We start from the raw sequence: 22,788 nt of genomic DNA on the forward strand, positions 1-22,788 counted from the left end.
GGGAGCGGCCTGCGGCTGTCTCCCCAAACGCCGGACGGGCTGAATATTCAGCCCGTCCGGCGTTTGAGGACAACGCGGCGAAGCCGTGTTGCTGGGGGCTGGGGGCTCACCCCCCAGTTTCGGGAAGGGGCGGGGCTGGGGAAAAAACCGCCCGCCACAACGAAAGGCGTACCCCATGGACCTCCTCATCCAGAACGCCGCCGTCATCGACGGCACAGGAAACCCCGCCTACCGAGCCGACCTCACCCTGGCCGAAGGCCGCATCAAGGAAATCCACCCCGAAGGCACCCCCCACCGCCCCACAGCCAAACGCACCCTGGACGCCCACGGCCTCGCGCTGGCGCCCGGTTTCATCGACATGCACGCCCACTCCGACCTCGCCCTCCTCCAGGACCCCGCGCACACCGCGAAAGCCGCGCAGGGCGTCACCCTCGAAGTCATCGGGCAGGACGGCCTCTCGTACGCGCCCGTCACCGACCACACGCTCGAAGAGGTGCGTACCCAGATCACCGGGTGGAACGGCGACGGCGGCGGTATCGACTTCGACTGGCATTCCGTGGGCGAGTATCTGGACCGCCTCGACCGCCAGGGGACGGCCGTCAACGCCGCGTACCTCGTGCCCCAGGGGACGGTCCGCGCGATGGTGGTCGGCTGGGAGGACCGGCCGGCCACGCCCGCCGAGACCGAGCGGATGAAGCAGCTCGTGGCGGAAGGGCTCGCGCAAGGTGCGGTCGGGCTTTCGTCCGGGCTCACGTATACACCTGGAATGTATGCGACCGATGCCGAACTGACGGAGCTGTGCCGGGTCGTGGCGGCGTACGGCGGCTACTACTGCCCGCACCACCGTTCGTACGGAGCGGGCGCGCTCGCCGCGTACGAGGAGATGATCACCCTCACCCGGGAGGCGGGCTGCGCGCTGCACCTGGCGCACGCCACCATGAACTTCGGGGTCAACAAGGGCCGCGCGCCCGAGCTGTTGGCCCTGCTCGACAAGGCGCTCGCCGGGGGCGCGGACATCACGCTGGACACCTATCCGTACACCCCCGGCTGCACCACGCTCGCCGCGATGCTGCCGAGCTGGGCGAGCGAGGGCGGCCCGGAGGCGACGCTCGCGCGGCTGCGGGACGACACGGCCGCCGAGCGGATCCGGCACGTGATGGAGGTCGAGGGCGCGGACGGCTGTCACGGCGTACCGATCGACTGGGACTGCATAGAGATCTCGGGGGTCACGGATCCGGCTCTGCGCGATCACGTCGGCCGGACCGTCGCCGCCACGGCGCGGCTGCGCGGTGAGGAGCCGTGGATGACGGCCCGCCGGCTGCTGATCGCCGACCGGCTGGGGCCGACGATCCTCCAGCACGTGGGGCACGAGGAGAACGTCCGGGCGATCATGCGGCACCGCGTGCACACGGCGGGCAGCGACGGGATCCTGCACGGCAGCAAGCCGCACCCGAGGGCGTACGGCACATTCCCGCACTACCTCGGCCACTACGTGCGCGAGCTCGGCGTGCTGTCGCTGGAGGAGTGCGTGGCGCATCTCACGTCGCGTCCTGCGGCGCGCTTGAGGCTGCCGGACAGGGGGTTCGTGCGGGAGGGATACCGCGCGGATCTCGTTCTCTTCGATCCGGAGACGGTCTCCGCCGGTGCCACTTTCGAAGCCCCGAGGACGCTTCCGACCGGCATTCCTTTTGTCCTGATTGACGGGCGCTTTGTAATGGAAGACGGCAGGCGTACGGACGTGATCGCGGGGCGCACGGTCCGGCGCACGCCGGTCGCGTGATCCAGGGCTCGCCGGGCCCGTCCGGGGCGTACCCGGGCGGCATCAATGCGCGCGCGACCCCGTTTACGCCCCCGTAAGGTGGCCGTCATGCAGGTGATCCAGTCAACGAAGCTCGCCAACGTCTGCTACGAAATCCGTGGCCCGGTGCTCGAGGAGGCCATGCGGCTGGAAGCGGCAGGTCACCGCATCCTCAAGCTCAACACCGGCAACCCCGCCATCTTCGGCTTCGAGTGTCCGCCCGAGATCCTCGAGGACATGCTGCGCAACGTCGGCGACGCGCACGGTTACGGCGACGCGAAGGGCCTGCTGTCCGCGCGGCGCGCGGTGGTGCAGCACTACGAGACCAAGGGCATCGAGCTCTCCGTCGAGGACGTCTATCTGGGCAACGGCGTCTCGGAGCTGATCCAGATGTCGATGCAGGCGCTGCTCGATGACGGCGACGAGGTGCTCGTGCCGGCCCCGGACTATCCGCTGTGGACGGCGTCGGTGTCGCTGGCCGGCGGCACGGCCGTGCACTACCGCTGCGACGAGCAGGCGGACTGGATGCCGGATCTCGCCGACATCGAGCGCAAGGTCACCGACCGCACCAAGGCCATCGTCATCATCAACCCCAACAACCCCACGGGCGCGGTCTACGACGACGAGATGCTGCGCGGGCTGACGGAGATCGCCCGCCGCCACAACCTGATCGTCTGCTCCGACGAGATCTACGACAAGATCCTCTACGACGGCGTGACGCACACGCCGACCGCCGCGATCGCGCCGGACCTGCTGACGCTCACCTTCAACGGCCTCTCCAAGTCGTACCGCGTCGCGGGCTACCGCAGCGGCTGGCTGGCGGTCTGCGGACCGAAGGCGCACGCCGAGAGCTATATCGAGGGCCTGACGATCCTCGCCAACATGCGGCTGTGCGCCAACATGCCCGCGCAGCACGCGGTGGCCACGGCGCTCGGCGGGCGGCAGAGCATCACGGACCTGGTGCTGCCGGGCGGCCGGCTGCTGGAACAGCGCGATGTCGCGCATGACCTGCTGACGCAGATCCCGGGCGTGACGTGTGTGAAGCCGAAGGGCGCGCTGTACGCGTTCCCGCGGCTCGACCCGAAGGTCTACAAGATCAAGGACGACCGGCAGATGGTCCTGGACCTGCTGCGGGCCGAGAAGATCATGGTGGTGCACGGCACGGGCTTCAACTGGCCGGAGCCGGACCACTTCCGCCTGGTCACGCTGCCGAACGCCAAGGATCTGGCGGAGGCCGTGACCCGGATCGGGACCTTCCTGGACGGTTACAGCCAGCCATAGCCCGCGCCCGATCTGTAAGCAGAACAACTTTAGACGCCGTCTAAGTTAGGATGGCCTTCTTAGCGATCGCAGGAGGCCATCCATGTACGAGCCGATCCGCACGAAGTCGGTCCACACCATGGGCGAACCGTGCCGCAGGACCCGTGGGCCGCAGCGCTCCCGCGAGGAGGAGCTGGACATCCGGCTCGCGGGTCACCTGACCGCGCTGCTCACCGTGACGGACGAGCTCCGCGCGCTCGCCCCGTCGCCCGCGCTGGACGAGGCGGCGCAGCGCCTGGCGGACCGGGTGACGGCCCTGAGCGCCGGCCGCCCGCCGCTGCGGGCGACCCCGACGGCGAGCGGCGCCGCCCCGTCCCGCCTGGCCGCCCTCCATCAGCGCGCCCACACCCTCGCCGGGCAGGCGCTGGTCGTGGCGACCTCCTGCGCGGACGCCCCCGGCGCGGCCCTGGCGGCCGAGCGGCTGCGCGCCCACGCGGCGGCACTGGGCATCGCGGACGCGGGCTGAACGGCCCGGCCGGGCGCGGAGGTTACCTTTCCTCGGAGGCGCTCGGGAACATCAGCTTCGCACTGCCGCTTATCAGGCCCAGCACCGCCAGCCCCAGGGCGAAGCGCAGCAACTTCAGGCTTCCCTCCCACTCGTGCGGTTCGCCGAAGATGACCCAGAGGCCCAGGATCACTCCGGCGACGAGCGTGGCCAGGGCACAGATGCGATACACGACAAGACTCATGCATCCATGATCCCAGCTGCCACAGCGCACGTGGGTCAGCCGAATATATTCAGCTCTTCCGCTTCCGCTCCGGTGAGTTCGAAGTGCGCACCGTTCAAGGGGCGTCCCGCGTAGAGGCGGATCAGGGTCGGCGTATCGGTGACGAGCCGGGCGGGCGCCCGGTCCGCGTCCTGCACGCCGAGCACCAGCGGCTCCGCGCGGTCGGTCAACTCGGCGTGCACCAAGGGCCCCTTGCGGCCACGACTGCCGAAGGCGAGGAGGTCGAACACGGCATCGTCGGCGGCGGCGTAGGCGCCCGGCTCCCCGAGGGTGTCGCGGACGTCCCCCGCGTGCACCCACTCCCCGAGGGCGACGAGGCGGAGCCTCTGGTTCTCGTGCGCGGCGATCGCGGGCCCGGCCTCGGTCATGCCGGCTTCCAGCTCGTCCACCAGCCGCTCCAGCGGCCACGCGTCGCGCTCGGCCACGTCGGCGGCGTTGGAGGCGGGCGAGAACACCCCGGGCTCAAGCCGGTCTTCGATGACGCGGGCGAGCACGGCCTGGCAGTGGGCGAGCACCTGCCGCACGGTCCAGTCCGGGCACCCCGCGGTACGGAGCGCGAAGGCTTCCGGCGCGGTACGGCGCAGGAGGGGGATGAAGACGTCGCGCTCGGCGGTCAGCAGCCGGTGCGGCAGGTCCTTGTCACGCATGTCGTCGGTCATGGGGACAGGGTCGCATGGCAGAAGCGGTCACCTCCGAGGCGGCCCGAAACCCTCGGCGCGCAGCGGGGGGTGCCCCGTTCTGGCGTGCTCCTCCAGTTCCTCGTCGAGCCGCAATACTTGCTCCCGGTCGAGCTCCCGCCACGCCACGACTTTCTCCACTCGCAATCGGTCGCAATACCGGCAGGAAACACGCCCCGTGGAACGAACATTGGCCTCCGCGACCCGGATGCTCAATGCTGTGTCCCGTGACAACGGCCGAATGTCCGACGGTGCGACATCCCATTCGCGTCCACCTCCGAGCGGACGCAGAGCGTATTTCTCATTGCCCTTCGCCATGATCTCTCCCACGCGGTCCCGTGCGACGTCGAGCACGGTCTCGCCGATTTCCGGCACATAGGGAGAGGGAGTCGTGTGCGGCATGCGGGGTTCCTCGCGCATTTCGGTCCCGTAGGCAGTAACTTCCTTGACCCACAACAGGTTTGCGTGTCGGGGGAGGGCGCCGCAATGCTCCCGGCGTTCCAAGGTCATCTGTCACAGACGCGGAGGGGAACCAGTGGATCGACGTACGTCCACGGCGAGGCCGGAACCGGGTGCGAGTACGGCGGCCGTCTTCGGCGAACTCTTGAAGCACCTGCGCGAGGCGGCGGGCCACACACAGGAATCGCTGGGGGCGCTGATCCCGTGCGACCGCTCGCAGGTGGCACGGGTGGAGGCGGCGACGCGCGTCCCTAAGGAGGGGTTCGTCAAGCGGTGCGACGAAGAGCTGGGCACGGGTGGGATGTTGATGCGGCTATGGGTTCGCATCGACTGGTACCAGGAAGTGGAGCGGCCGGACTGGTTCAAGCGGCGGGTGGCGATGGAGCAGGAGGCTGTGTCCCTCCGGGGATACGAGTCGCATGTGGTGATGGGCTTGTTTCAGACCGAGGAATACGCGCGAGCGCTGTTCTCCAGAGCCGGCCGACCGGAGACGGAAGAACGCGTACGCGCTCGCATGAGTAGACAGGAGCGATTCCTCTGCCCTGGCGGGCCGCTGCTGATTGCAGTGTTGGATGAGAGCTGCATCCGCAATGTCGTTGGGAACCGCCGGGTCATGCACGGACAGTGCGCCCACTTGCTCGCCATTGGGCAACAGCCCAATATTCGCATCCAGGTTGCACCTGCTCACACCGCCCACCTCGTGCGGCCCAAGGCTTCCATGTCCATCCTCAGGCTCCCTGACGGGCATGAATGGATCTACACAGAGTCGCTGCATCGCGGCCACTTCAACGACGATCCGGCAGTCGTTGCCCGCCACTCGCAGACCTATGATGTGCTCAGGGCTGACGCCCTGTCGGCCAGCGAGTCAGCCGCTCTGATCCGCGAGGCGATGGAAGGGTACGGGCACGATGAAGAGGACCGAACTCAGCGCGGCCACTTGGACCAAGAGCAGCCACAGCGATCAAGACCACGGCGACTGCATAGAAGCAGCCCTCGCTATCCCCGACTGCGTCCCCATACGCGACAGTAAGAACCCCACCGGCCCGATGCTGGCCATGCCACCCACCGCTTGGACGTCATTCGTGACGTGGACCAAGAGCAGTCACAGCGACGACGACCACGGCGACTGCATAGAAGCAGCCCTCGGTATCCCCGACTGCGTCCCCATACGCGACAGTAAGAACCCCACCGGCCCCGTACTCGCCCTCTCCCCCACCGCATGGGCGGCCTTCGTCACCGCCGTACGCCGTCAGCAGCTCTGAGGGATCCGGGGCCCGCCCCGCGTGTCGGGGCGGGCGGCGACATCAACCCAGGCGCTGGACCAGCGCGCGGTATTCGTCCCACAGCTCCTTCGGCGTGTGCTCACCGAAGGTGTTGAGGTGCTCGGGGATCAGGGACGCCTCCTCGCGCCAGACGTCCTTGTCGACGCTGAGCAGGAAGTCCAGGTCGGCGTCGTCGAGGTCGAGACCGTCCGTGTCCAGCGCGGACTTCGTCGGCAGGATGCCGATCGGCGTCTCGACGCCCTCCGCCTTGCCGTCCAGCCGCTCGACGATCCACTTCAGGACCCGGCTGTTCTCGCCGAAGCCCGGCCACACGAAACGGCCTTCCGCGTCCTTGCGGAACCAGTTCACGTAGTAGATCTTCGGCAGCTTGGCGGCGTCCTTGCTCTTGCCGACCGCGAGCCAGTGGCCCATGTAGTCGCCCATGTTGTACCCGCAGAAGGGGAGCATGGCGAAGGGGTCGCGGCGCAGCTCGCCGACCTTGCCCTCGGCGGCGGCGGTCTTCTCGGAGGCGACGTTGGCGCCGAGGAAGACGCCGTGCTGCCAGTCGAAGGACTCGGTGACCAGCGGGACGGCCGAGGCGCGGCGGCCGCCGAAGAGGATCGCGGAGATCGGGACGCCCTTGGGGTCCTCCCACTCGGGCGCGATGATGGGGCACTGCGAGGCGGGCACGGTGAAGCGGGCGTTGGGGTGGGCGGCCGGGGTCCCGGAGGCCGGGGTCCAGTCGTTGCCCTTCCAGTCCGTGAGGTGCTCGGGCTGCTCCTCCGTCATGCCCTCCCACCAGACGTCGTTGTCATCGGTGAGGGCGACGTTGGTGAAGACGGAGTTGCCCCACATGGTCTTCATGGCGTTGGCGTTGGTGTGCTCGCCGGTGCCGGGCGCGACGCCGAAGAAGCCGGCCTCGGGGTTGATGGCGTAGAGGCGGCCGTCGTCACCGAAGCGCATCCAGGCGATGTCGTCGCCGATGGTCTCGACCGTCCAGCCGGAGACGGTGGGCTCCAGCATGGCGAGGTTGGTCTTGCCGCAGGCCGAGGGGAAGGCGGCGGCGACGTACTTCGACTCGCCGTGCGGCGGGGTCAGCTTGAGGATGAGCATGTGCTCGGCCATCCAGCCCTCGTCGCGGGCCATGACGGAGGCGATGCGCAGGGCGTAACACTTCTTGCCCAGCAGGGCGTTGCCGCCGTAGCCGGAGCCGAAGGACCAGATCTCGCGGTCCTCGGGGAAGTGCGAGATGTACTTCGTGGTGTTGCACGGCCACGGCACGTCGGCCTCGCCCTCGGCGAGCGGGGCGCCGAGGGTGTGGACGGCCTTGACGAAGAAGCCGTCGGTGCCGAGCTCGTCGAGCACGGCCTGGCCCATGCGGGTCATGGTGCGCATCGACACGGCGACATAGGCGGAGTCGGTGATCTCGACGCCGATCGCGGACAGCGGGGAGCCGAGCGGGCCCATGCAGAACGGCACGACGTACATCGTGCGGCCGCGCATCGAGCCCCGGAAGATGCCCTGCTCACCGGCGAAGATCTCCCGCATCTCGGCGGGGGCCTTCCAGTGGTTGGTCGGACCGGCGTCCTCCTCCTTCGCGGAGCAGATGAACGTGCGGTCCTCGACGCGGGCCACGTCGCTGGGGTCGGAGGCGGCGTAGTACGAGTTGGGGCGCTTGACCGGGTCAAGCTTCCTGAAGGTGCCCTTGGCGACGAGCTCCTCGCACAGGCGCTCGTACTCGGCTTCGGAACCGTCGCACCAGACCACGCGGTCCGGCTGTGTGAGGGCGGCGATCTCGTCGACCCAGGAGATCAGCTCCTGGTGGTTGGTGAGGGTGGTGGGAGCCGCATTGCTGCGCGCCACGATCGCTCCGTCCCGCCGGAAACCACGCTGCCCCGGCGTAGATGTTGAGGGTTGACGGGCCGGGCCGCGGCAGCTGTTCCGACGGCTCGGTCCGTTTCTTCTGGATGTTCCCTGGATGGATTGCCCCTTGGGGGCTGCGACCCAGACGCTTCGTGACCGCTCATCCGGTGCCGCCCGCACTCATTTGATCATCCGACTCCGTTTCCGTTCTGTCCAGGGGGCACCCCCGTGACCATCGCCACGTGATACTGATCCGTAACTTACGGTTGCGTAGGTAGCATGACGGTCATGACTTCCGCGCCCGACGCAGCGCCTCCCGCGCACCCCGCCTCCGCCGGCGCAGCGGCCGCCGAACCTCCCGCCGCACCTCCCCACACCCATGGACCGACAGCGACCGGAGCGGCGTCCACCGCCGCGCACGACGGGCCCGCGGGCCCGCTCCCGGGCCAGGCCACCGACCCGACCATCGACCGGACGTCCGGACCGGCCTCGGGCCAGGCCGTCGCGGCCTCCGCCGACGGCTCGCCCGGCGCTTCCGCTTTCCCCGCCAAGCCGCGGCTGCGCGGCTGGCTGCACGCCGGGATGTTTCCCGCCGTGCTGATCTCCGGCGTCTTCCTGACCGCGCTCGCCGACAGCACCCGGGGCCGGATCGCCTGCGCGGTCTATGTGCTCTCGGCCTGCCTGCTCTTCGGCATCAGCGCGCTCTACCACCGCGGCGACTGGAGCCCGCGCGCCAACGCCGTGCTCCGCCGCCTCGACCACGCCAACATCTTCCTGATCATCGCGGGCACCTACACCCCGCTGACCATGCTGCTCGTCCCCGGCGGCCGGGGTCAGGTGCTGCTGTGGGCGGTGTGGGCGGCGGCGGCCGCGGGCATCGCGTTCCGCGTCTTCTGGGTCGGCGCGCCGCGCTGGCTCTACACCCCCTGCTACATCGCCATGGGCTGGGCCGCCGTCTTCTTCCTCCCCGACTTCCTGCGCACGGGCGGCATCGCCGTGCTCATCTGCGTGATCGTCGGCGGCCTCCTCTACAGCGCGGGCGGCGTGATCTACGGGATCAAGCGCCCCAATCCCTCGCCGCGCTGGTTCGGCTTCCACGAGGTCTTCCACTCACTGACGCTGGCGGCCTTCGTCGTCCACTACGTGGGCATCTCGCTCGTCGCCTATTCGCACGCCTGAGCGCCCGAGCGCAGGGCGCGCGGCGCGCCCCCCATCAGCCGCACCCAGTGGCCGTGGCCTCGATGCCACGGCCACTCGCCATGTCAGGCCACCGACACCGGCCAGCACCACCAGCAGCACGGCGATCTCGCCGACGATCACATAGCCCCCGACGCACAGCGCTCCCACCAGCACGGCGAGCAGCTTCATCACAGCCAGCACGGCCGCCACCCCCTTCGGCTCATCACTCTTCCCACCCCTGCCCAGCACCCAGCGTCACATACCCCACTGACAATCAGCATGTCATTAAGAGCCCGTAGTGATTGACGGTTACTTCATTTTGAGAGTCACTGTCACAGCGGGACGCCGTGAACGGCGCGCCTGGCGCGCCCACGTGGCAGGGCTCCCGCCCCCCGTCAGGCTGTGGTCCCCACGAAGGCCGATGCCGGAGAATGCAGGCATGGCCCCCGCGAACACCTCATCCGCCATGCCGTCGGAGCCCCGGCTCGGGCTGCGCGAGCGGAAGAAGATCCAGACCCGTCAGGCGATCCGCCGCGCCGCCTACCTGCTCTTCGAGCGGCAGGGATACGACGCGACGCCGATCGACCAGATCGCCGAGGCCGCGGACGTCTCCCCCAGCACCGTCTTCCGCTACTTCCCCACCAAGGAGGACATCGTCCTCTCGGACGAGTACGACCCGGTGATGGAGGCCGCCATCCGGGCCCGGCCCGCCGACGAACCGCCGGTCGAGGCCATCCGGCAGGGCGTCCTCGAAGCCATGCGCCACATCATGGACCACGACATCGCCGAGCTCAGGCAGCGCACCAGGCTCGTCCGCGAAGTGCCCTCCCTGCGCGGCCGGCAGGCCGAGGGCATGAGCCGCTCGGCCCGGATGCTCTGCTCCGTCCTCGCCGAGCGCTCCGGGCGCGACGCGGACGACATGGAGCTGCGGGTCGTCGCCAGCGCGATCCTCGGAGCGATGCACGAAGCGCTCATGTACTGGGTCGAACAGGGCCAGCGGGAAGACCTCATCCCGCTCATCACCCGCACCCTGGACGTCCTGGACCGCGGCCTCACCCTCTGACGGCCCTCACGCCTCCCCCGCCAGGCGCTCCGCCAGCACCTCCGGATCGCTCGTCGGCGCCTCGCAGGTGAAGGCACGGCACACATAGGCGGCCGGGCGGCCGTCGAGCAGGGTCCGGTGCGCCAGCAACGGCACCTCGGCGCCCGCCGCGTCACCGTCCGCGGGCGGCGCGCCGACCGCCACGGCCAGGCCGGGCGCGGTGGACAGCAGGGCCGTGCGGTGCAGCTCGCGGGTGGCCGGGTGGTCCTCCGGGCCGACGACCGCGACCTCCCGCGGCCCGTCGAGCAGCGCCTCCGCGACCGCCAGCCCCCAGCTGATGAAGCGCGGGGCGCGCGGCCCCAGCGCCCGTACGACACCGAGCGCGCGCTCCGCGGCGTCCCGGTGCGCGCCGCTGCCGGTGTACGCGGCGTACGTCAGCAGCGCGCCACAAGCGGCGGTCCAGCCGGACGGGGTGGCGGTGTCGGTGGGGTCCTGCGGGCGGCGGATGAGGGTCTCGGCGTCGTCGGCGGTGTCGAAGAGGCTGCCGTCCTCACCGGTGAAGCGGATGAGCACGGTGTCCAGCAGCAGCCCCGCGAAGTCGACCCAGACGCCCTCGCCGGTGACCGCGCTGAGCGCCAGGAAGCCCTCGGCCACATCGGCGTAGTCCTCCAGGACGCCCGCGTGGGTGCCCGCCTTCCCGTCCAGGGAGGTGCGGAACAGCCGCGCGTGCCAGTCCATATGGGTGCGCACGAGCAGGTCGGCGGCGTCCGTCGCGGCCTGGACGAGATCCGGGCGGTCGAAGTAGGCGCCGGTCTCGGCGAGCGCGGCGACGGCCAGGCCGTTCCACGCGGCCACGACCTTGTCGTCACGGCCGGGCCGGGGCCGCTGCTCGCGCGCCGCCAGCAGCCTGGCCCGCACCGACGCGAGCTTCCCGGCGTCGAAGAGCTGCTCCCGGTCGGGCAGTCGCAGGACGGACGCGCCCTCCTCGAAGGTGCCCTCCTCGGTGACACCGAAGTGGGCGGCCGCCAGCAGCGCGTCCTCCTCGCCCAGGACCTCCCGCAGCTGCGCGGGGGTCCAGACGTAGAACGCCCCTTCCGCGTGCGCGCCGGAACCGCCGGCCACGGCGCTGTCGGCGTCCAGCGCGGACGCGAACCCGCCCTGCTCCGTGCGCATCTCACGCACCAGGAAGTCGGCGGTCTCCAGCGCCACGCGCCGCGCGAGGTCCGATCCCGTCGCCCGCCACAGGTGCGCGTAGACGCGGCACAGCAGGGCGTTGTCGTAGAGCATCTTCTCGAAGTGCGGCACCGTCCAGGTGGCGTCCACCGCGTACCGCGCGAAGCCGCCGCCGAGCTGGTCATAGATCCCGCCGCGCGCCATCGCCTCGCAGGTGGCCCGCACCATCTGGAGGGCCGCCTCGGAGCCCGTGCGGGCGTGGTGGCGCAGCAGGAATTCCAGGGTCATGGACGGCGGGAACTTCGGCGCGCCGCCGAACCCGCCGCGCACGGCGTCGAAGTCCCGGGTCAGGCCCATCAGCGCCTGGTGCAGGTCCTCGGCGGCGGGCGGCCGCGCGGCGTCCTTCCCTTCGGCCTTCTCCTCGCCCTTCCCTTCGGCCATGCCCAGGGCGAGGGTGCGCTCGGACAGGTCGCGGACGATCCGCCCCGCCACCTGTCCGACCTCCGCCCGGCGGTCCGCCCACGCGGCCCGTACGCCCTCCAGGACCTGCGGGAACGACGGGGAGCCGTGCCGGGGCTCGGGCGGGAAGTAGGTGCCGAAGTAGAAGGGCTCGGCCTCGGGGGTGAGGAAGACGGTCATGGGCCAGCCACCCTGCCCGGTGGCTGCCTGGACGGCCTCCATGTACACGGCGTCGATGTCGGGCCGCTCCTCGCGGTCCACCTTCACGGAGACGAAGTGCTCGTTGAGGAAACGGGCGGTCTCCGCGTCCTCGAAGGACTCGTGAGCCATCACGTGACACCAGTGGCAGCTCGAATACCCGACGCTGAGCAGCACGGGCACATCGCGGCGCCGTGCCTCCTCGAATGCCTCGGGAGACCACGGCCACCAGTCGACCGGGTTCTCGGCGTGCTGGAGGAGGTAGGGGGACGTCTCATGCGCCAGGCGGTTCGGCATGCCCCCCATCCTTCCCCAAGTGGGCCCGATGATGGGTTATCCACAGGCTGGTACGGCCGGCAGGGGGGCGTGTCCCGCGCGGTCCTAGCCCGGGGTGTGGGCGCGCGTGCGGTCGGACCACCTCACGACGAGCGGTACGAACTGGCCGGCGACGAGGAAGAGCGCTCCCACCACGAGCCAGCCCGGCTCGCCCCAGCCGAGGCAGAGCAGGCCGAGCACCGGCGGGCCGACGGCGTTGGACAGGCCCTGGCCGATGGCGAACAGGCCCGAGTACTGGCCCTGCGCGTGCTCGGGAGCGAGGCCGAAGGACAGCTCGAACGAGGCGGCCGCGTACCACAGTTCGCCCAGGGTCAGGGAGATCACGCCGAGCAGCACGACGACCATGGCGACCCACCCGGGCGCGCCGCCCGCCGCCGCGAGGAGGGCGGTGGCGAGGAGGAGCACGGCCCCCGCGCGGCGCATGGTGCGGCCGGCCGACATGTTGTCCACGACGCCGCGGCTGACCCGCACCTGCAGGCAGACCACGAGGGCGGCGTTGATGGCCACGCTCGCACCGACGAACCACCGTGGCGCGTCGATGTGTCCGGCGATCCACAGCGGCAGGGCGAAGACCAGCACCTGGTTCTGGATGGCCATGATGCCGTCCAGGACCGTGAGCACCACATACGGCTTGTCCTTCAGCACCGGCCAGCGGCTGCCTCCCGCGGGGACCTCCACCGGCGGCACGGACGGGACACGGGAGCAGGCGGCCGCGGAGGCGAGGAACAGGACGGCGATGCCGAGCATGAGGCACACGTAGGCGGCCCGGGTGTCCACCTGGATGACGACACCGGCCGCGAGGGCTCCGCAGCCGGCGGCGATGTTGTTGAGGGCCCGCAGGTAGGCGCGGTAGCGGGTGGGGTTCGGGGCGCCCAGGGCGCGGTTCAGCGGGCCGCGGGCGGCCGTGCCGGCCGAGACGGCGAGCTCGGTCACGCACAGGCAGGCGACCAGCGAGGGGAAGGAGCGCACGAGCAGCAGTCCCGCCACGGCGACGGCCTGCACGACGAGCGTGAGCCGGAAGACCTCGCGCGGGCCGTACCGGTCGGCCAGGTGGCCCACGGGGATGCCGGCGCCGAGTCCGATCAGGGCGGCGGCGCCCAGGGCCAGTCCGACCTGGCCGACCGGGAGACCCACGGAGCGGGTGAAGAACAACGCGGCCCCGGCCATGAAGAGGCCCTTGCCGATCAGGCTGATGAAGGTGGCGACGGCGAAGGCGCGTTTGGGGGCCGTCTCGGGTATGAGGCCACGGGCCACCAGCCAGGCCAGTGCCCCCCGTTCGGTGCCCTTCCCGCCCGGCGGCTCGATCCGTTCACCGGGCTGGCGCTGACTGGTGGTGTCCAACTGGCTGTCCCTCCAACTCCGTGATGGCTGTGCTCGGGCGCCCTCACGCGTCGGGTCCTCCACGCCGCTCGGGCCGGGCGGTGAGCACGGTCCGCGCGTCAGGCAGCCCTGTGGCGGCGTCGGTCCCGCTGGCCCTGATCCCGGCCGCACGGTCCGCGCGTCAGGCGGCCCTGTGGCGGACGCCGCCCTCGATGGGGACGGAACAGCATGACCGGCCTGGTCGGCCGGAGCGTCGGCACCGCGGCCGAAACGGCCCGGCCGCGCTCAGGAGATCCGGTGGGCCGCTCGCTCCGTCATCACCCGTGCGGGACCGCCGACTTCGACCCTCAGGTCCGCTCCCGCCGTGGCGGTGACCGTGGCCGGGCTGCCGAGGGAGTCGCCCATGTCGACGGCGATCCGGTGGACGCCCCGGCCGGCCAGGTGCGCGGCGAGACAGGCCGTGCTGTTGGCGTTGGCGAGGTCCTCCGGAACACCGATCGAGGGGGCGAACATCCGGGCCGCGAGCGCGCCCTCGGGCGAGGGCTCCGAGTGGACGTACGCACCGAGCAGGCCGAACCGGTCGCAGACCGCCCTGAGGCGGTCGAGGTCCGGACGCAGCCCGGCGAGCACGTCCCGGGTGGGGACCGGCACCAGAACGCGTTCGCGGCCCACACCGGCGATCCGGACGTCCGGCCCGGCCTCGTGCGGCGCGAGACCGAGGGCCGGAAGCACGAGAGCGCGTTCCTCCGCGGTGGGTTCGCGCAGATCGACGGGGCCGGGGTCGAAGGCGGCGGTGATCAGCTCACCGGCGCGCTCGGCCCGCCCGGCGAAGACGCGCCCCCCGGCACGGAGGGTGGCCCGGTAGGGCCCGGTGCCGCCGTGCCGTGCCGCGAGGAAGGCCAGAGCGGCGACCGTGCCGTGCCCGCAGGCGGGCAGTTCCTCCTCCGCGGTGAAGAAGCGCAGCTCGGTCGTGTCGCCGACGTGACGTACGTAAACGGCGTGCGAGGTGCCGTGGGCGACCGGGATCCGGCGCCGCTCGTCGTCGCCCAGCGGCGCGCCGTCCGCGTCGTCCTCCAGGACGACGACCGTCGGGCTGCCGCCCGCGTCGCCCCGCAGGCAGGCGCGGACGACCGTCACGTTCGGCGTGCTCATGAGGCTGTCACTTCGCGTCCTCCAGTGTGGCGTACCCGGTGGTCGCCGCGTCCTCGGTCTGGTGGGCGCCCTCCTGGAGCTGGAAGAGCGAGCCGAAGGGACGCTCCGCGAGCGGGAGACGCCATGCCCCGGCTTCCACACGTGCCGTGTCCGACACCTCGCCGCGCAGCAGCTTAACTCCGGCCTCGTTGTGGCCGGCGTGCGGGCCGAAGTGGATCGGGTAGGCGTCGGCCGCCCGGTAGGCCGGCAGGAAGGCGCGGCGGTAGCGGTCGGAGCGGTTCGCGGAGGAGTAGTGCAGGAGCAGGGGGTGGATGAAGACCACGCTGCCCGCGGGCGCCTCGATGGCCACGGCGTCCGCCGCGTCCGGGGCGTCGGCGCCGACCACCTTGCCGCGGAAGTGGCCGTCGACGTAGTGGTCGGCGAGGCCGCGGAGGTGGGAGCCGGGGACGGCCTGGAGGGCGGAGTTCTCGGTGGTGGTGTCGTCGAGATAGACGAGCGCCGTCACCAGGTCGGTGTTGGTGTGGGGGTAGTAGGCGAAGTCCTGGTGCCAGTCCACGACACTGCCCACCTGCGGGGCCTTGAGGTGGAGCTTGCTGTAGTGGAACAGGATGTCGCCGCCGATGAGTGCCTCGACGTGGTCGAGCAGTGCGGGGTGGGCGGCGGCCCGCTCGAACGCGACGTGCTGCTTGGTGGGCGACCAGATCCGGCGCGCCATGCCGTTGTCACCGGGCTCCACTTCGGCGACGGAGCCGATGTCGGAGACGTCGAGGATCTCCGTGATGGCGGTGTTGAGCGCGGCGACCTCGCTCGGGTCAAAGAGACGTTCGGCGACCGCGAAGCCGTTCTCGCGGTATTCCTTGACGAACGCGGCTGTGTCGATTGCGGGCATGGCGGGGTTCCTCTCTGCTGCGTGGCGGGGGCGCGGTGGGGTGGGGCGCGTACGGGTCCGCCCGGCGACGGCCGCCCGGCGGGCCCGGGACGGCTCCGAGGAGCCATCGGCCGGCATCGCGGCCGGGCCCCGTACGAGCCGGGGACGGCGGCCGCGAGCGCCCCTCGGCCAGGGCGCTCGCGGACTGCCCGTTGTGTCTCCGGTCCGACGCGGGGGCACGGACGGCCCCCGCGAATCCCTCGGCCGGTTCACTCCTCAGGCGCCCGACGTCCCCGCGCGTGCCGGTTCTGTCGTCGGCGTGGGTCCGGGGAGGTGCGGGTCACACGGCGGCGGGCTGCGCGTGCTTGGCGACGGTGTCCTCGTAGATCTCCCGGAAGAACATCGCGAGGATGTCCTGGACGTCGTCGATGTACTTGATCACCTGCTGGAAGTCCTCCTCGCTGAAGAGCAGCTGGTGGAGGATGTCCCACATCTCCTGCGAGTGGTCCTCGGTGGAGTCCACGTGGAGGTGGGCCGCCTGCCCCTTGACGCTCTCCTTGCCGAGGCGGTCCTGGAGGTTCTCCACGATCGCCGGCTGGAGCTTGATCTGGGTGTACTCCACCAGGTAGTTGGAGACGACCGGGGCGAGGTACGACTCGTGCTCCAGCGTGTAGTAGAAGAAGCCCTCCAGCAGACGGGTGGAGAGGTAGGGCTCGGTGGCCTGGATCTCTTCCTCGGTGACACCGGCCGCCGCGGCATCGCTCACGTACAGCTTGTCGTGGAGCATCTCGTCGGCCTGGTACTGCGCGTAGTCACGGGCGGCACGGGGCGAGACCTGGGCGATCTTGTAGATGGCCTTGGACTGGCTGACCCGGGAGAGGCGGATCCGCCACACGTGCTCGATGAGGGTGCGGCGGTAGTACGCCTGGTGGAGCTCGGGCTCGGTCAGGTGGGACGCGAAGGGGACGGTGGCCTTCCACTCCGCCATCTTCTTGTCCAGGTAGCTGTCGAGCTCGGCCTTCTTCAGACGGCTCTGCTCCTCGTTGTAGAACGGCTTCGGGTAGGCGATCCCGGAGTTCTGCACGCGGTTCATCGCGTTCTCCTTCACAAGAGGGTTCGAGGGGATGTTCACGGAAGGGACGGAGGGTGCCGCCGCGGTCAGCGGTAGCCGACCTGGAAGTGCTCCGTCGCGTGTCGGTCGAGGAAGGCGGTCTCGGCCTCGAGGTCGTCGGCCGCCACGTCCCACAGGGCGTCCATCAGGCAGATCCCCCGGTCGGACGCGTCAAGTTCGGTGCCCTCCGCCACGTGGATGCGCAGGATCCGGGGCGGGCGGGTGGGCGGCTCGAAGCGGATCGCGTCGACGGTCCGCCCCTTCTCTCCGTACTTGCTGAGGAACACGGCCGCCCGGGTGGGTGCGCCGGTGCGCAGGGCCTCCAGCTGGGAGGCGCCGGTGAGCCGGTCGTGGAAGGCGTCCCGCTCGCCGTCGGGCAGCACCAGGGACTCGGTCCACAGGTCAAGGAGGGAGTGCCCGGTGACGGTCTGGACGCTGGCGTCGATGAGGCTGCCGCCCATCCGCGGGTTGATCTCGATGATCTCCCAGCGCTTCTTCGACTCCCAGTACTTGACCTCGATGTGGAAGACGCCGGCGACCGTCCCCCGCTCCGCCAGCGCGGCGAGGCAGCGGGTGACGTGGTCGGCTCCTTCCAGGACGAGCCGGGGGTCGAGGCTCACGGGCGGGCTGACCGACATCCCCTCCAGGACCGTCCGCTCCAGGCGTTCCACGCGGGCCTTCTCGTGGACGCACAGGTGGTGGACCCGGCCGTCGAGGACGACGGTCTCGAAGCTGAACTCCGGGCCCTCGACGTACTCCTCGACGAGGAAGTCGTAGCGGTCCATGAAGATGGCCTTCATGCGCTGGTCGGCGCGCATCTGCTCCTGAAGCGCGGGCAGGTCGGCCAGGTCGGCGACGTCGTTCAGGACGAAGGTCGCGAAGGACGAGGCACCGCGTACCGGCTTGACGAACCACTGCGCGGCGGGGTCGAGATCGGGCGTCACGCCGGGGGTGAGCCGGTGGAGCCGGACCTCGCTCAGGCCCTCCGCGAAGAGGTGGCGGCGCAGCTCGTACTTGTCGAGGCACAGGCGCAGCACGGACTCCGCGGAATCGGCCACGCCGAGCCGCGCGTTGAGCTCGGCCATCAGCAGCCGGTAGCCCTCGAAGGTGGCGAGGGCGGCCTCGACCCGGTAGCCCCGGCCGGCGAGTTCGGACACGGCCTTGTCGAGGTCGCCGGAGCCCAGTTCGGGCTCCTCGGTGACCACGCAGTCCGCCAGGTGGAGGCGGCTCGCCTCCAGGGCCCCCGGCGTCTCCGGCCGGGAGCTGAGGGCGACCAGGGCCAGACCGAGCCCGGCGGCCGCCGCGGCGATCTCCTCGGTGTACGACTTGCCCTGGTGCATGAGGAGCAGGATCGCTCGCTTCATCGGTGCATCTCCTCGCAGTTCCTCGGTCGCCCTCAGCGCCGGCGGGCGGAGTGCAGGGCCGCGGTCTCGCGCTGGTGGGCGCGGAGGATCTCCACGAGCCGGGCGCCGCCCTCACGGACCGGGTCGACGACGGGCAGCCCGGTGTCGACCTCCAGCTTCTCGGCCTCGCGGCGGTAGTCCTCGTCGGAGTAGCCGAAGCTGTTGACGCTGATGGCGGCGACCTTGGCGGGCCGCTCGAAGACAGAGAGCTCCTCGTTCAGCCGGATGAGCTCGGGGATGGGGATGATCGGCGTGTTCCAGACCTTGGTGCGCTCGGCGCCGAGGCGGTGACAGAAGACCAGGGCGTGCGGCAGGGCACCGTGCAGGATGGCGAGGGCGACGCTGCTGAACCCGATGTGGTTGAGCGAACCCTGGCCCTCGACGACGACCCATTCCTTGCCGGCCGCGGCCTCCATGACGACCTGCTCGACGGCGCCGGCCATGAAGTCGCCGGGCACACCGTCGACCGCGATGCCGTGGCCGGAGATCAGCATGCCGCTCTGGCCGGTGGCGGCGAAGCCGGTGCTGATGCCGCTGCGGTTGGCCTCGTTCCAGATCTGCAGGGCGGCGGTCTTCTTGCCGATGTTGGAGTCGCTGCCGCAGGTGTGGATGACCCAGGTGTCCAGGTCCAGCACGCGGGCCTTGTTGAGCTGCACCGGCGGGGTGTCCTTGGTCTCCCAGACCGTGACGCCCTTCGCCCGGACGGCACCGGCGATGTCCGGGTCGCCCAGAAGGCGGTAGTGGATCGAGTTGATCACGTGCAGGCCGTTCTGGACCGCGGCGAGGATGTGCGGCTTCCAGGACGGGGGCAGGTCCGCGGAGTGCAGGCCCTTGCCGATGATCAGGACCTCGGGGCTCAGGTGCAGAGCGTCCTCGACGCGGCTGACGATCGGGATCGGGCCGCCGTAGCCGAGCACGTCCTGAACGGTCCGGCCGGCCTGGAGGCTGTCGATCACGGCGACGCAGCGGTCCCCGTTGTAGCGGACCAGTGAGGCGGCAATCTTGCTCGTGAAGAGTCCGAAGCATTCCTCGGCGAACAGCACGAACTTCTTCTCAACCAGCTCCGCATGGCTCAACTGGTCCACGTCTTCCTCCGGACTCGATGGTTCTGTTGCCTATGGCACGCGATGGTTCGGGCGGTCTACGCGACGGGCTCGGTCGTCAGGCGGTACTGCTCGTTCGCCTGGCGCACGGCCTCCTCGATCTGCTGCTGGGTGCCGCCCCGGAACAGGAAGCGGCCGCCCTGGAGCGTGGCGTACGAGCCGGGCCGGGAGACCAGGACCTCGCCCGGACTCGGCACCAGCTCGCGGTACACATACGGAACGTGACCCAGGAGCGGGGTCGCCGCGGTGACCTTCCGGGGCAGCGGCTTGGGCCCCTGGATGATCAGCCAGCCGCCGCTCAGCTCCGGGTCGGGGACCGGCAGGTCCACCGGGCGGCCGAGCAGCACGTCGACCCACAGCCGCCAGAGGTTCACACCGTGGACGTCGTTGATCACATAGGACACGTCGGCACCCGGCACCCGGGCCCCGACCTCCAGGAACACCAATTCCTCGCCGGTGTCGAAGAGTTCGAGGTGGAAGGCGGAGCCGCGCAGGCCGAGCGCCTGAAGGCAGCGCACGGCGAAGTCCTCGCAGCGGTCGCGCACCTCGGGGTCCGTCTGGAAGACCGAGCCGAGCGGCGCGCCCAGGGCCTCGTAGTCCAGGCAGCTGGAGATGTAGCGCGAGGTGCACAGGAACAGCGGCTTGCCCTCGGCGTCCAGGACGCCGTCGACGTGCAGGATGTCGCCCTGCACGAACTCCTCGATCTCCAGGTCGTCCAGGCTCCGTTCGGCGCACAGGGCCCGCAGCTCCCCGGCCGAGGCGATCTCGCGCACGCCCTGGCTGGACGCCCCTCGCACCGGCTTGACGATCACGGGGTAGCCGAACTCCTCGGCGGCCGCGAGCATCTGCTCCTCGGTGTGGCAGGGTGCCCAGCGCGGCACGCGGAGGCCGGCCCGCGACACCCGCTCCTTCATGACGCTCTTGTCACGGAACCGGGCGGTCTCCTCGACGCCGGCGCCCGGGATGCCGTACCGCTCGCGCAGGGTCGCCGCGAGGTCGAGCAGCATTTCGGAGAAGCCGATGACGTGATCGAAGGGGCCCTCTTCGCGGACGATGGCGTCGACGAGCTCCAGCACACCGTCCACGTCACCGAAGTCCGGCACGACATGGACCCGTTCGGCGTCGGCGGGCACTCCGCTGCGGCCGAACTCGTCGCAGAGATACGTGACGCGGTCGGTCTCCGGATCGAAAACCAACTCGGGGGCGGCCAGGCGGTTTTCCCAGCGCCGCTTGTCCTCGTACAAGGGCCAGCGGTTCAAGAACAGGATTGCGCTGGACATGGTTTTGTCGCCTCACGGTTCACAGGAAGCATGGATGTGCCCGGCCGCGGGCCGGTCGACGGCGGTGAAAGGCGGGCCTTTCGGAACCGAAGGATGCGCCCGGACCTGAATCCCGGAACAGCCCTCAATGCGTTGATCGCGCTGCCACAGCCTCGCACGGGGCCGGGCTGCTCAGAATAGGACTTAGGTCCCCCCTGGCCGCCCCGGCGATGCCGCTGAGCACCGACGACAGCGCCACCCCTCGGCAAAGGAGGTCCGGACCACCTTGTGCCGGAAACGCCATGGGCAGATGGACCTATTGCCGCTCGGACCCCACGGCACGCAGAATCCCCATCGCACCCTCTACGCCGGCGGAGGGCTGCCATGCGCGCCAGGAGAGTTTTCCGACTCCCGCCCCGACACCGAAGCGCCAAGCGGTGGACGACATGTTCCCACTCCGCGAATACCGCCGGCCCAGACCTCAAAGCGACATCGCCTGCAAGACATCAGGCGGAGAACGATGCGAAACGGGAGACATGACGATGCTGCTGAAGGTTGATCCGATCGAGTCCTTTTCCGGAACTTTCCGCGTCCCTTCTTCGAAGCCGGAGACGCAACGCGCCATTCTCGTAGGCACGTTGGCCGAGGGAACGTCGCGCGTCTACAACGACCTCCGCTGCGACGAGACGGAGACGATGAAGAGCGCCTGCCGTGCCTTCGGCGCCGAGATAACCGAGCACGACGGATACCTGGAGATCAAGGGCATCGGGGGGACCCTCCCGAACATCGGGCGTGTCATCCAGTCCCGCGGCTCGGGTCTGGTGTTCCGCATCGTGACGGCGCTGGCCTCCGCGCTGCCGACGCCGGTCGTGGTGACGGGCGACGCGACCCTGCGCAGGCGCGTGATGGCGCCCCTGCTGGACGCCCTGCGCGACCTCGGCGCGGACATCGAGTCGATCGCCGACGAGGGCAAGGCCCCGGTCGTCAACTGGGGAGGCGGCCTGAAGGGCGGCACCTGCCGGCTGCCGGGCGACATCAGCTCGCAGTTCATCACCGCCATCCTGTTCGCCGCGCCGCTGGCCGAGAACCCGGTCGACATCGAGGTGACGGGCGAGGTCTACTCCCAGTCGTACATCCGGCAGACGCTGGCGAGCCTGACCGAGGCGGGCATCAAGGTGTCCGCGTCGGAGGACATGCGCCACTACCACGTGGAGCCCTCCCAGTACCGGACGCAGGACGTGACCATCCACGAGGACTACACCTCCGCCTCGTACCTGCTGGCCGCCGCCGCGCTCTACCCGGGCCGGACCGTCCTGACCAACGTCTACGGCGACAGCATGCAGGGCGAGTTCGCGATCGTCCCGATCCTGGAGAAGCTCGGGGTGAGTGTCACCTTCGACAAGGAGAACCTGTCGCTGATCGTCGACAACCCGCAGGGCAGCATGTGCGGCGACTTCGAGGTCGACGTGATGGACTGCCCCAACATCGTCCCCACGCTCGCCGCCCTCGGCGCGTACGTGCAGGGCAGCCTGCGGGTGACCGGCGGACGCCTCACTCGCTTCCACAAGGCGTCGCGCATCGAGGCCATGGCCGCCGAACTGACCCGCGCCGGCGTGGACATCGAGGTCCTGTACGCCGACGGCGTCTGCGACGGCTTCCTGGTCCGCGGCGCGCAGACGTACCCCGGCGGAGTGACGCTGTCCAGCTGGGGTGACCACCGCATCTTCATGTCGCTGTTCGTGGCCGGCCTGCGGATGCAGTCCGCCAACCGGTTCTCGGGCTTCGAGGACGTCAAGCTGTCCTTCCCGAGCTTCATGGAGGAGTTCACCAAGGCGGGTGTGCTGACCGCGTCCGTCGAGGAGGACGCGCCCGCCGGGGCCGTCGCCTGACCCTGGCCCCGCGGGCCCGGCGGTGCGCCTTGCCGCAGTGGCGCACCGCCGGGCCCGGCAGGTGAGCGAGACGCGCCGCCGGCCATGGCAGAAGTGCCGGGGGGGGGGGGGGGGGGGGGGGGGGGGGGGGGGGGGGGTGGGGGGGGGGGGCGGGGGGGGAGGGGGGGGGGGTGGTGGGGGGGGTTTGGG

20 protein-coding genes are annotated in these 22,788 nt (G+C 70.4%); 8 read left to right on the plus strand and 12 right to left on the minus strand.

Features of this window, described 5'->3' with window-relative positions; genetic code table 11:
* Nucleotides 1-175: 175 nt before the first annotated feature.
* The 3 genes from ACZ4A5_RS23335 (at nucleotide 176) to ACZ4A5_RS23345 (ending at nucleotide 3,584) form a co-directional block, all read left to right on the plus strand.
* Entirely contained in the window at nucleotides 176-1,780 is a 1,605-nt protein-coding gene (locus ACZ4A5_RS23335; RefSeq protein ID WP_467587386.1) for an N-acyl-D-amino-acid deacylase family protein, read from the plus strand.
* Nucleotides 1,781-1,867: 87 nt separating this feature from the next.
* Nucleotides 1,868-3,079 carry a pyridoxal phosphate-dependent aminotransferase gene (locus ACZ4A5_RS23340; protein WP_467587388.1) on the plus strand — a complete coding sequence of 404 codons (1,212 nt, stop codon included), beginning with the start codon at nucleotides 1,868-1,870 and terminating at the stop codon, nucleotides 3,077-3,079.
* 82 nt (nucleotides 3,080-3,161) lie between these two features.
* A complete protein-coding gene (locus ACZ4A5_RS23345) occupies nucleotides 3,162-3,584 on the plus strand; it encodes an SCO4983 family protein (RefSeq protein WP_467587391.1) in 423 nt (140 codons plus the stop codon).
* Between the two features lie 22 nt (nucleotides 3,585-3,606).
* Here the strand turns inward: ACZ4A5_RS23345 and ACZ4A5_RS23350 are convergent, their stop codons facing one another.
* From ACZ4A5_RS23350 to ACZ4A5_RS23360, 3 genes are read right to left on the minus strand one after another with little or no spacing between them, the layout of a single operon-like run.
* Entirely contained in the window at nucleotides 3,607-3,807 is a 201-nt protein-coding gene (locus tag ACZ4A5_RS23350) for a hypothetical protein (protein WP_467587394.1), read from the minus strand.
* A gap of 35 nt (nucleotides 3,808-3,842) precedes the next feature.
* Complete coding sequence (locus tag ACZ4A5_RS23355) at nucleotides 3,843-4,505, minus strand: maleylpyruvate isomerase family mycothiol-dependent enzyme (RefSeq protein WP_467587399.1); 663 nt, start codon at nucleotides 4,503-4,505, stop codon at nucleotides 3,843-3,845.
* A 27-nt stretch (nucleotides 4,506-4,532) separates the two neighbouring features.
* Nucleotides 4,533-4,925, minus strand: a complete 393-nt coding sequence (locus ACZ4A5_RS23360) for a hypothetical protein (RefSeq protein ID WP_467587402.1) — start codon at nucleotides 4,923-4,925, stop codon at nucleotides 4,533-4,535.
* Nucleotides 4,926-5,058: 133 nt separating this feature from the next.
* Between ACZ4A5_RS23360 and ACZ4A5_RS23365 the strand changes: the two genes are divergently transcribed.
* Together ACZ4A5_RS23365 and ACZ4A5_RS23370 are read left to right on the plus strand one after the other, a co-directional pair.
* Entirely contained in the window at nucleotides 5,059-6,012 is a 954-nt protein-coding gene (locus tag ACZ4A5_RS23365; protein ID WP_467587405.1) for a helix-turn-helix domain-containing protein, read from the plus strand.
* Entirely contained in the window at nucleotides 5,963-6,244 is a 282-nt protein-coding gene (locus ACZ4A5_RS23370) for a DUF397 domain-containing protein (protein WP_467587457.1), read from the plus strand. Before ACZ4A5_RS23365 ends, ACZ4A5_RS23370 begins: the two co-directional genes overlap by 50 nt.
* A gap of 42 nt (nucleotides 6,245-6,286) precedes the next feature.
* Here the strand turns inward: ACZ4A5_RS23370 and ACZ4A5_RS23375 are convergent, their stop codons facing one another.
* Nucleotides 6,287-8,107 (minus strand): phosphoenolpyruvate carboxykinase (GTP), encoded by a 1,821-nt coding sequence (locus tag ACZ4A5_RS23375; protein WP_467587408.1) that lies wholly within the window; start codon nucleotides 8,105-8,107, stop codon nucleotides 6,287-6,289.
* A gap of 582 nt (nucleotides 8,108-8,689) precedes the next feature.
* Between ACZ4A5_RS23375 and trhA the strand changes: the two genes are divergently transcribed.
* Together trhA and ACZ4A5_RS23385 are read left to right on the plus strand one after the other, a co-directional pair.
* Nucleotides 8,690-9,286, plus strand: coding sequence for a PAQR family membrane homeostasis protein TrhA (trhA, locus tag ACZ4A5_RS23380; RefSeq protein ID WP_467587460.1), 597 nt, complete (start codon nucleotides 8,690-8,692; stop codon nucleotides 9,284-9,286).
* 439 nt (nucleotides 9,287-9,725) lie between these two features.
* Complete coding sequence (locus ACZ4A5_RS23385; protein ID WP_467587411.1) at nucleotides 9,726-10,349, plus strand: TetR/AcrR family transcriptional regulator; 624 nt, start codon at nucleotides 9,726-9,728, stop codon at nucleotides 10,347-10,349.
* Nucleotides 10,350-10,355: 6 nt separating this feature from the next.
* Here ACZ4A5_RS23385 and ACZ4A5_RS23390 read toward each other — a convergent pair whose 3' ends face one another.
* The 8 genes from ACZ4A5_RS23390 to ACZ4A5_RS23425 form a co-directional block, all read right to left on the minus strand.
* Nucleotides 10,356-12,455 carry a thioredoxin domain-containing protein gene (locus ACZ4A5_RS23390; RefSeq protein WP_467587413.1) on the minus strand — a complete coding sequence of 700 codons (2,100 nt, stop codon included), beginning with the start codon at nucleotides 12,453-12,455 and terminating at the stop codon, nucleotides 10,356-10,358.
* An 84-nt stretch (nucleotides 12,456-12,539) separates the two neighbouring features.
* Nucleotides 12,540-13,835: an MFS transporter gene (locus ACZ4A5_RS23395; protein ID WP_467587416.1), complete on the minus strand. Its 1,296-nt coding sequence runs from the start codon at nucleotides 13,833-13,835 to the stop codon at nucleotides 12,540-12,542.
* A 264-nt stretch (nucleotides 13,836-14,099) separates the two neighbouring features.
* Complete coding sequence (locus ACZ4A5_RS23400) at nucleotides 14,100-14,966, minus strand: PhzF family phenazine biosynthesis protein (RefSeq protein WP_467587419.1); 867 nt, start codon at nucleotides 14,964-14,966, stop codon at nucleotides 14,100-14,102.
* 7 nt (nucleotides 14,967-14,973) lie between these two features.
* Nucleotides 14,974-15,855: a phytanoyl-CoA dioxygenase family protein gene (locus ACZ4A5_RS23405; protein WP_467587422.1), complete on the minus strand. Its 882-nt coding sequence runs from the start codon at nucleotides 15,853-15,855 to the stop codon at nucleotides 14,974-14,976.
* A 319-nt stretch (nucleotides 15,856-16,174) separates the two neighbouring features.
* Complete coding sequence (locus ACZ4A5_RS23410) at nucleotides 16,175-16,927, minus strand: iron-containing redox enzyme family protein (RefSeq protein ID WP_467587426.1); 753 nt, start codon at nucleotides 16,925-16,927, stop codon at nucleotides 16,175-16,177.
* Between the two features lie 65 nt (nucleotides 16,928-16,992).
* Nucleotides 16,993-18,309: an ATP-grasp domain-containing protein gene (locus ACZ4A5_RS23415; protein ID WP_467587429.1), complete on the minus strand. Its 1,317-nt coding sequence runs from the start codon at nucleotides 18,307-18,309 to the stop codon at nucleotides 16,993-16,995.
* A 32-nt stretch (nucleotides 18,310-18,341) separates the two neighbouring features.
* On the minus strand, nucleotides 18,342-19,433 hold the full coding sequence (locus tag ACZ4A5_RS23420; RefSeq protein ID WP_467587432.1) for a DUF1611 domain-containing protein: 1,092 nt from the start codon (nucleotides 19,431-19,433) through the stop codon (nucleotides 18,342-18,344).
* A gap of 56 nt (nucleotides 19,434-19,489) precedes the next feature.
* Nucleotides 19,490-20,731 carry an ATP-grasp domain-containing protein gene (locus tag ACZ4A5_RS23425; protein WP_467587435.1) on the minus strand — a complete coding sequence of 414 codons (1,242 nt, stop codon included), beginning with the start codon at nucleotides 20,729-20,731 and terminating at the stop codon, nucleotides 19,490-19,492.
* Between the two features lie 521 nt (nucleotides 20,732-21,252).
* On the opposite strand from ACZ4A5_RS23425, the gene aroA reads away from it, so the two are divergent.
* The gene (aroA, locus tag ACZ4A5_RS23430) at nucleotides 21,253-22,599 is read left to right on the plus strand and encodes a 3-phosphoshikimate 1-carboxyvinyltransferase (protein WP_467587463.1); all 1,347 of its coding nucleotides are present in this window, start codon (nucleotides 21,253-21,255) and stop codon (nucleotides 22,597-22,599) included.
* The last annotated feature ends 189 nt before the right edge of the window (nucleotides 22,600-22,788 follow it).

The sequence above is a fragment of the Streptomyces sp. NPDC025618 genome (assembly GCF_055558795.1).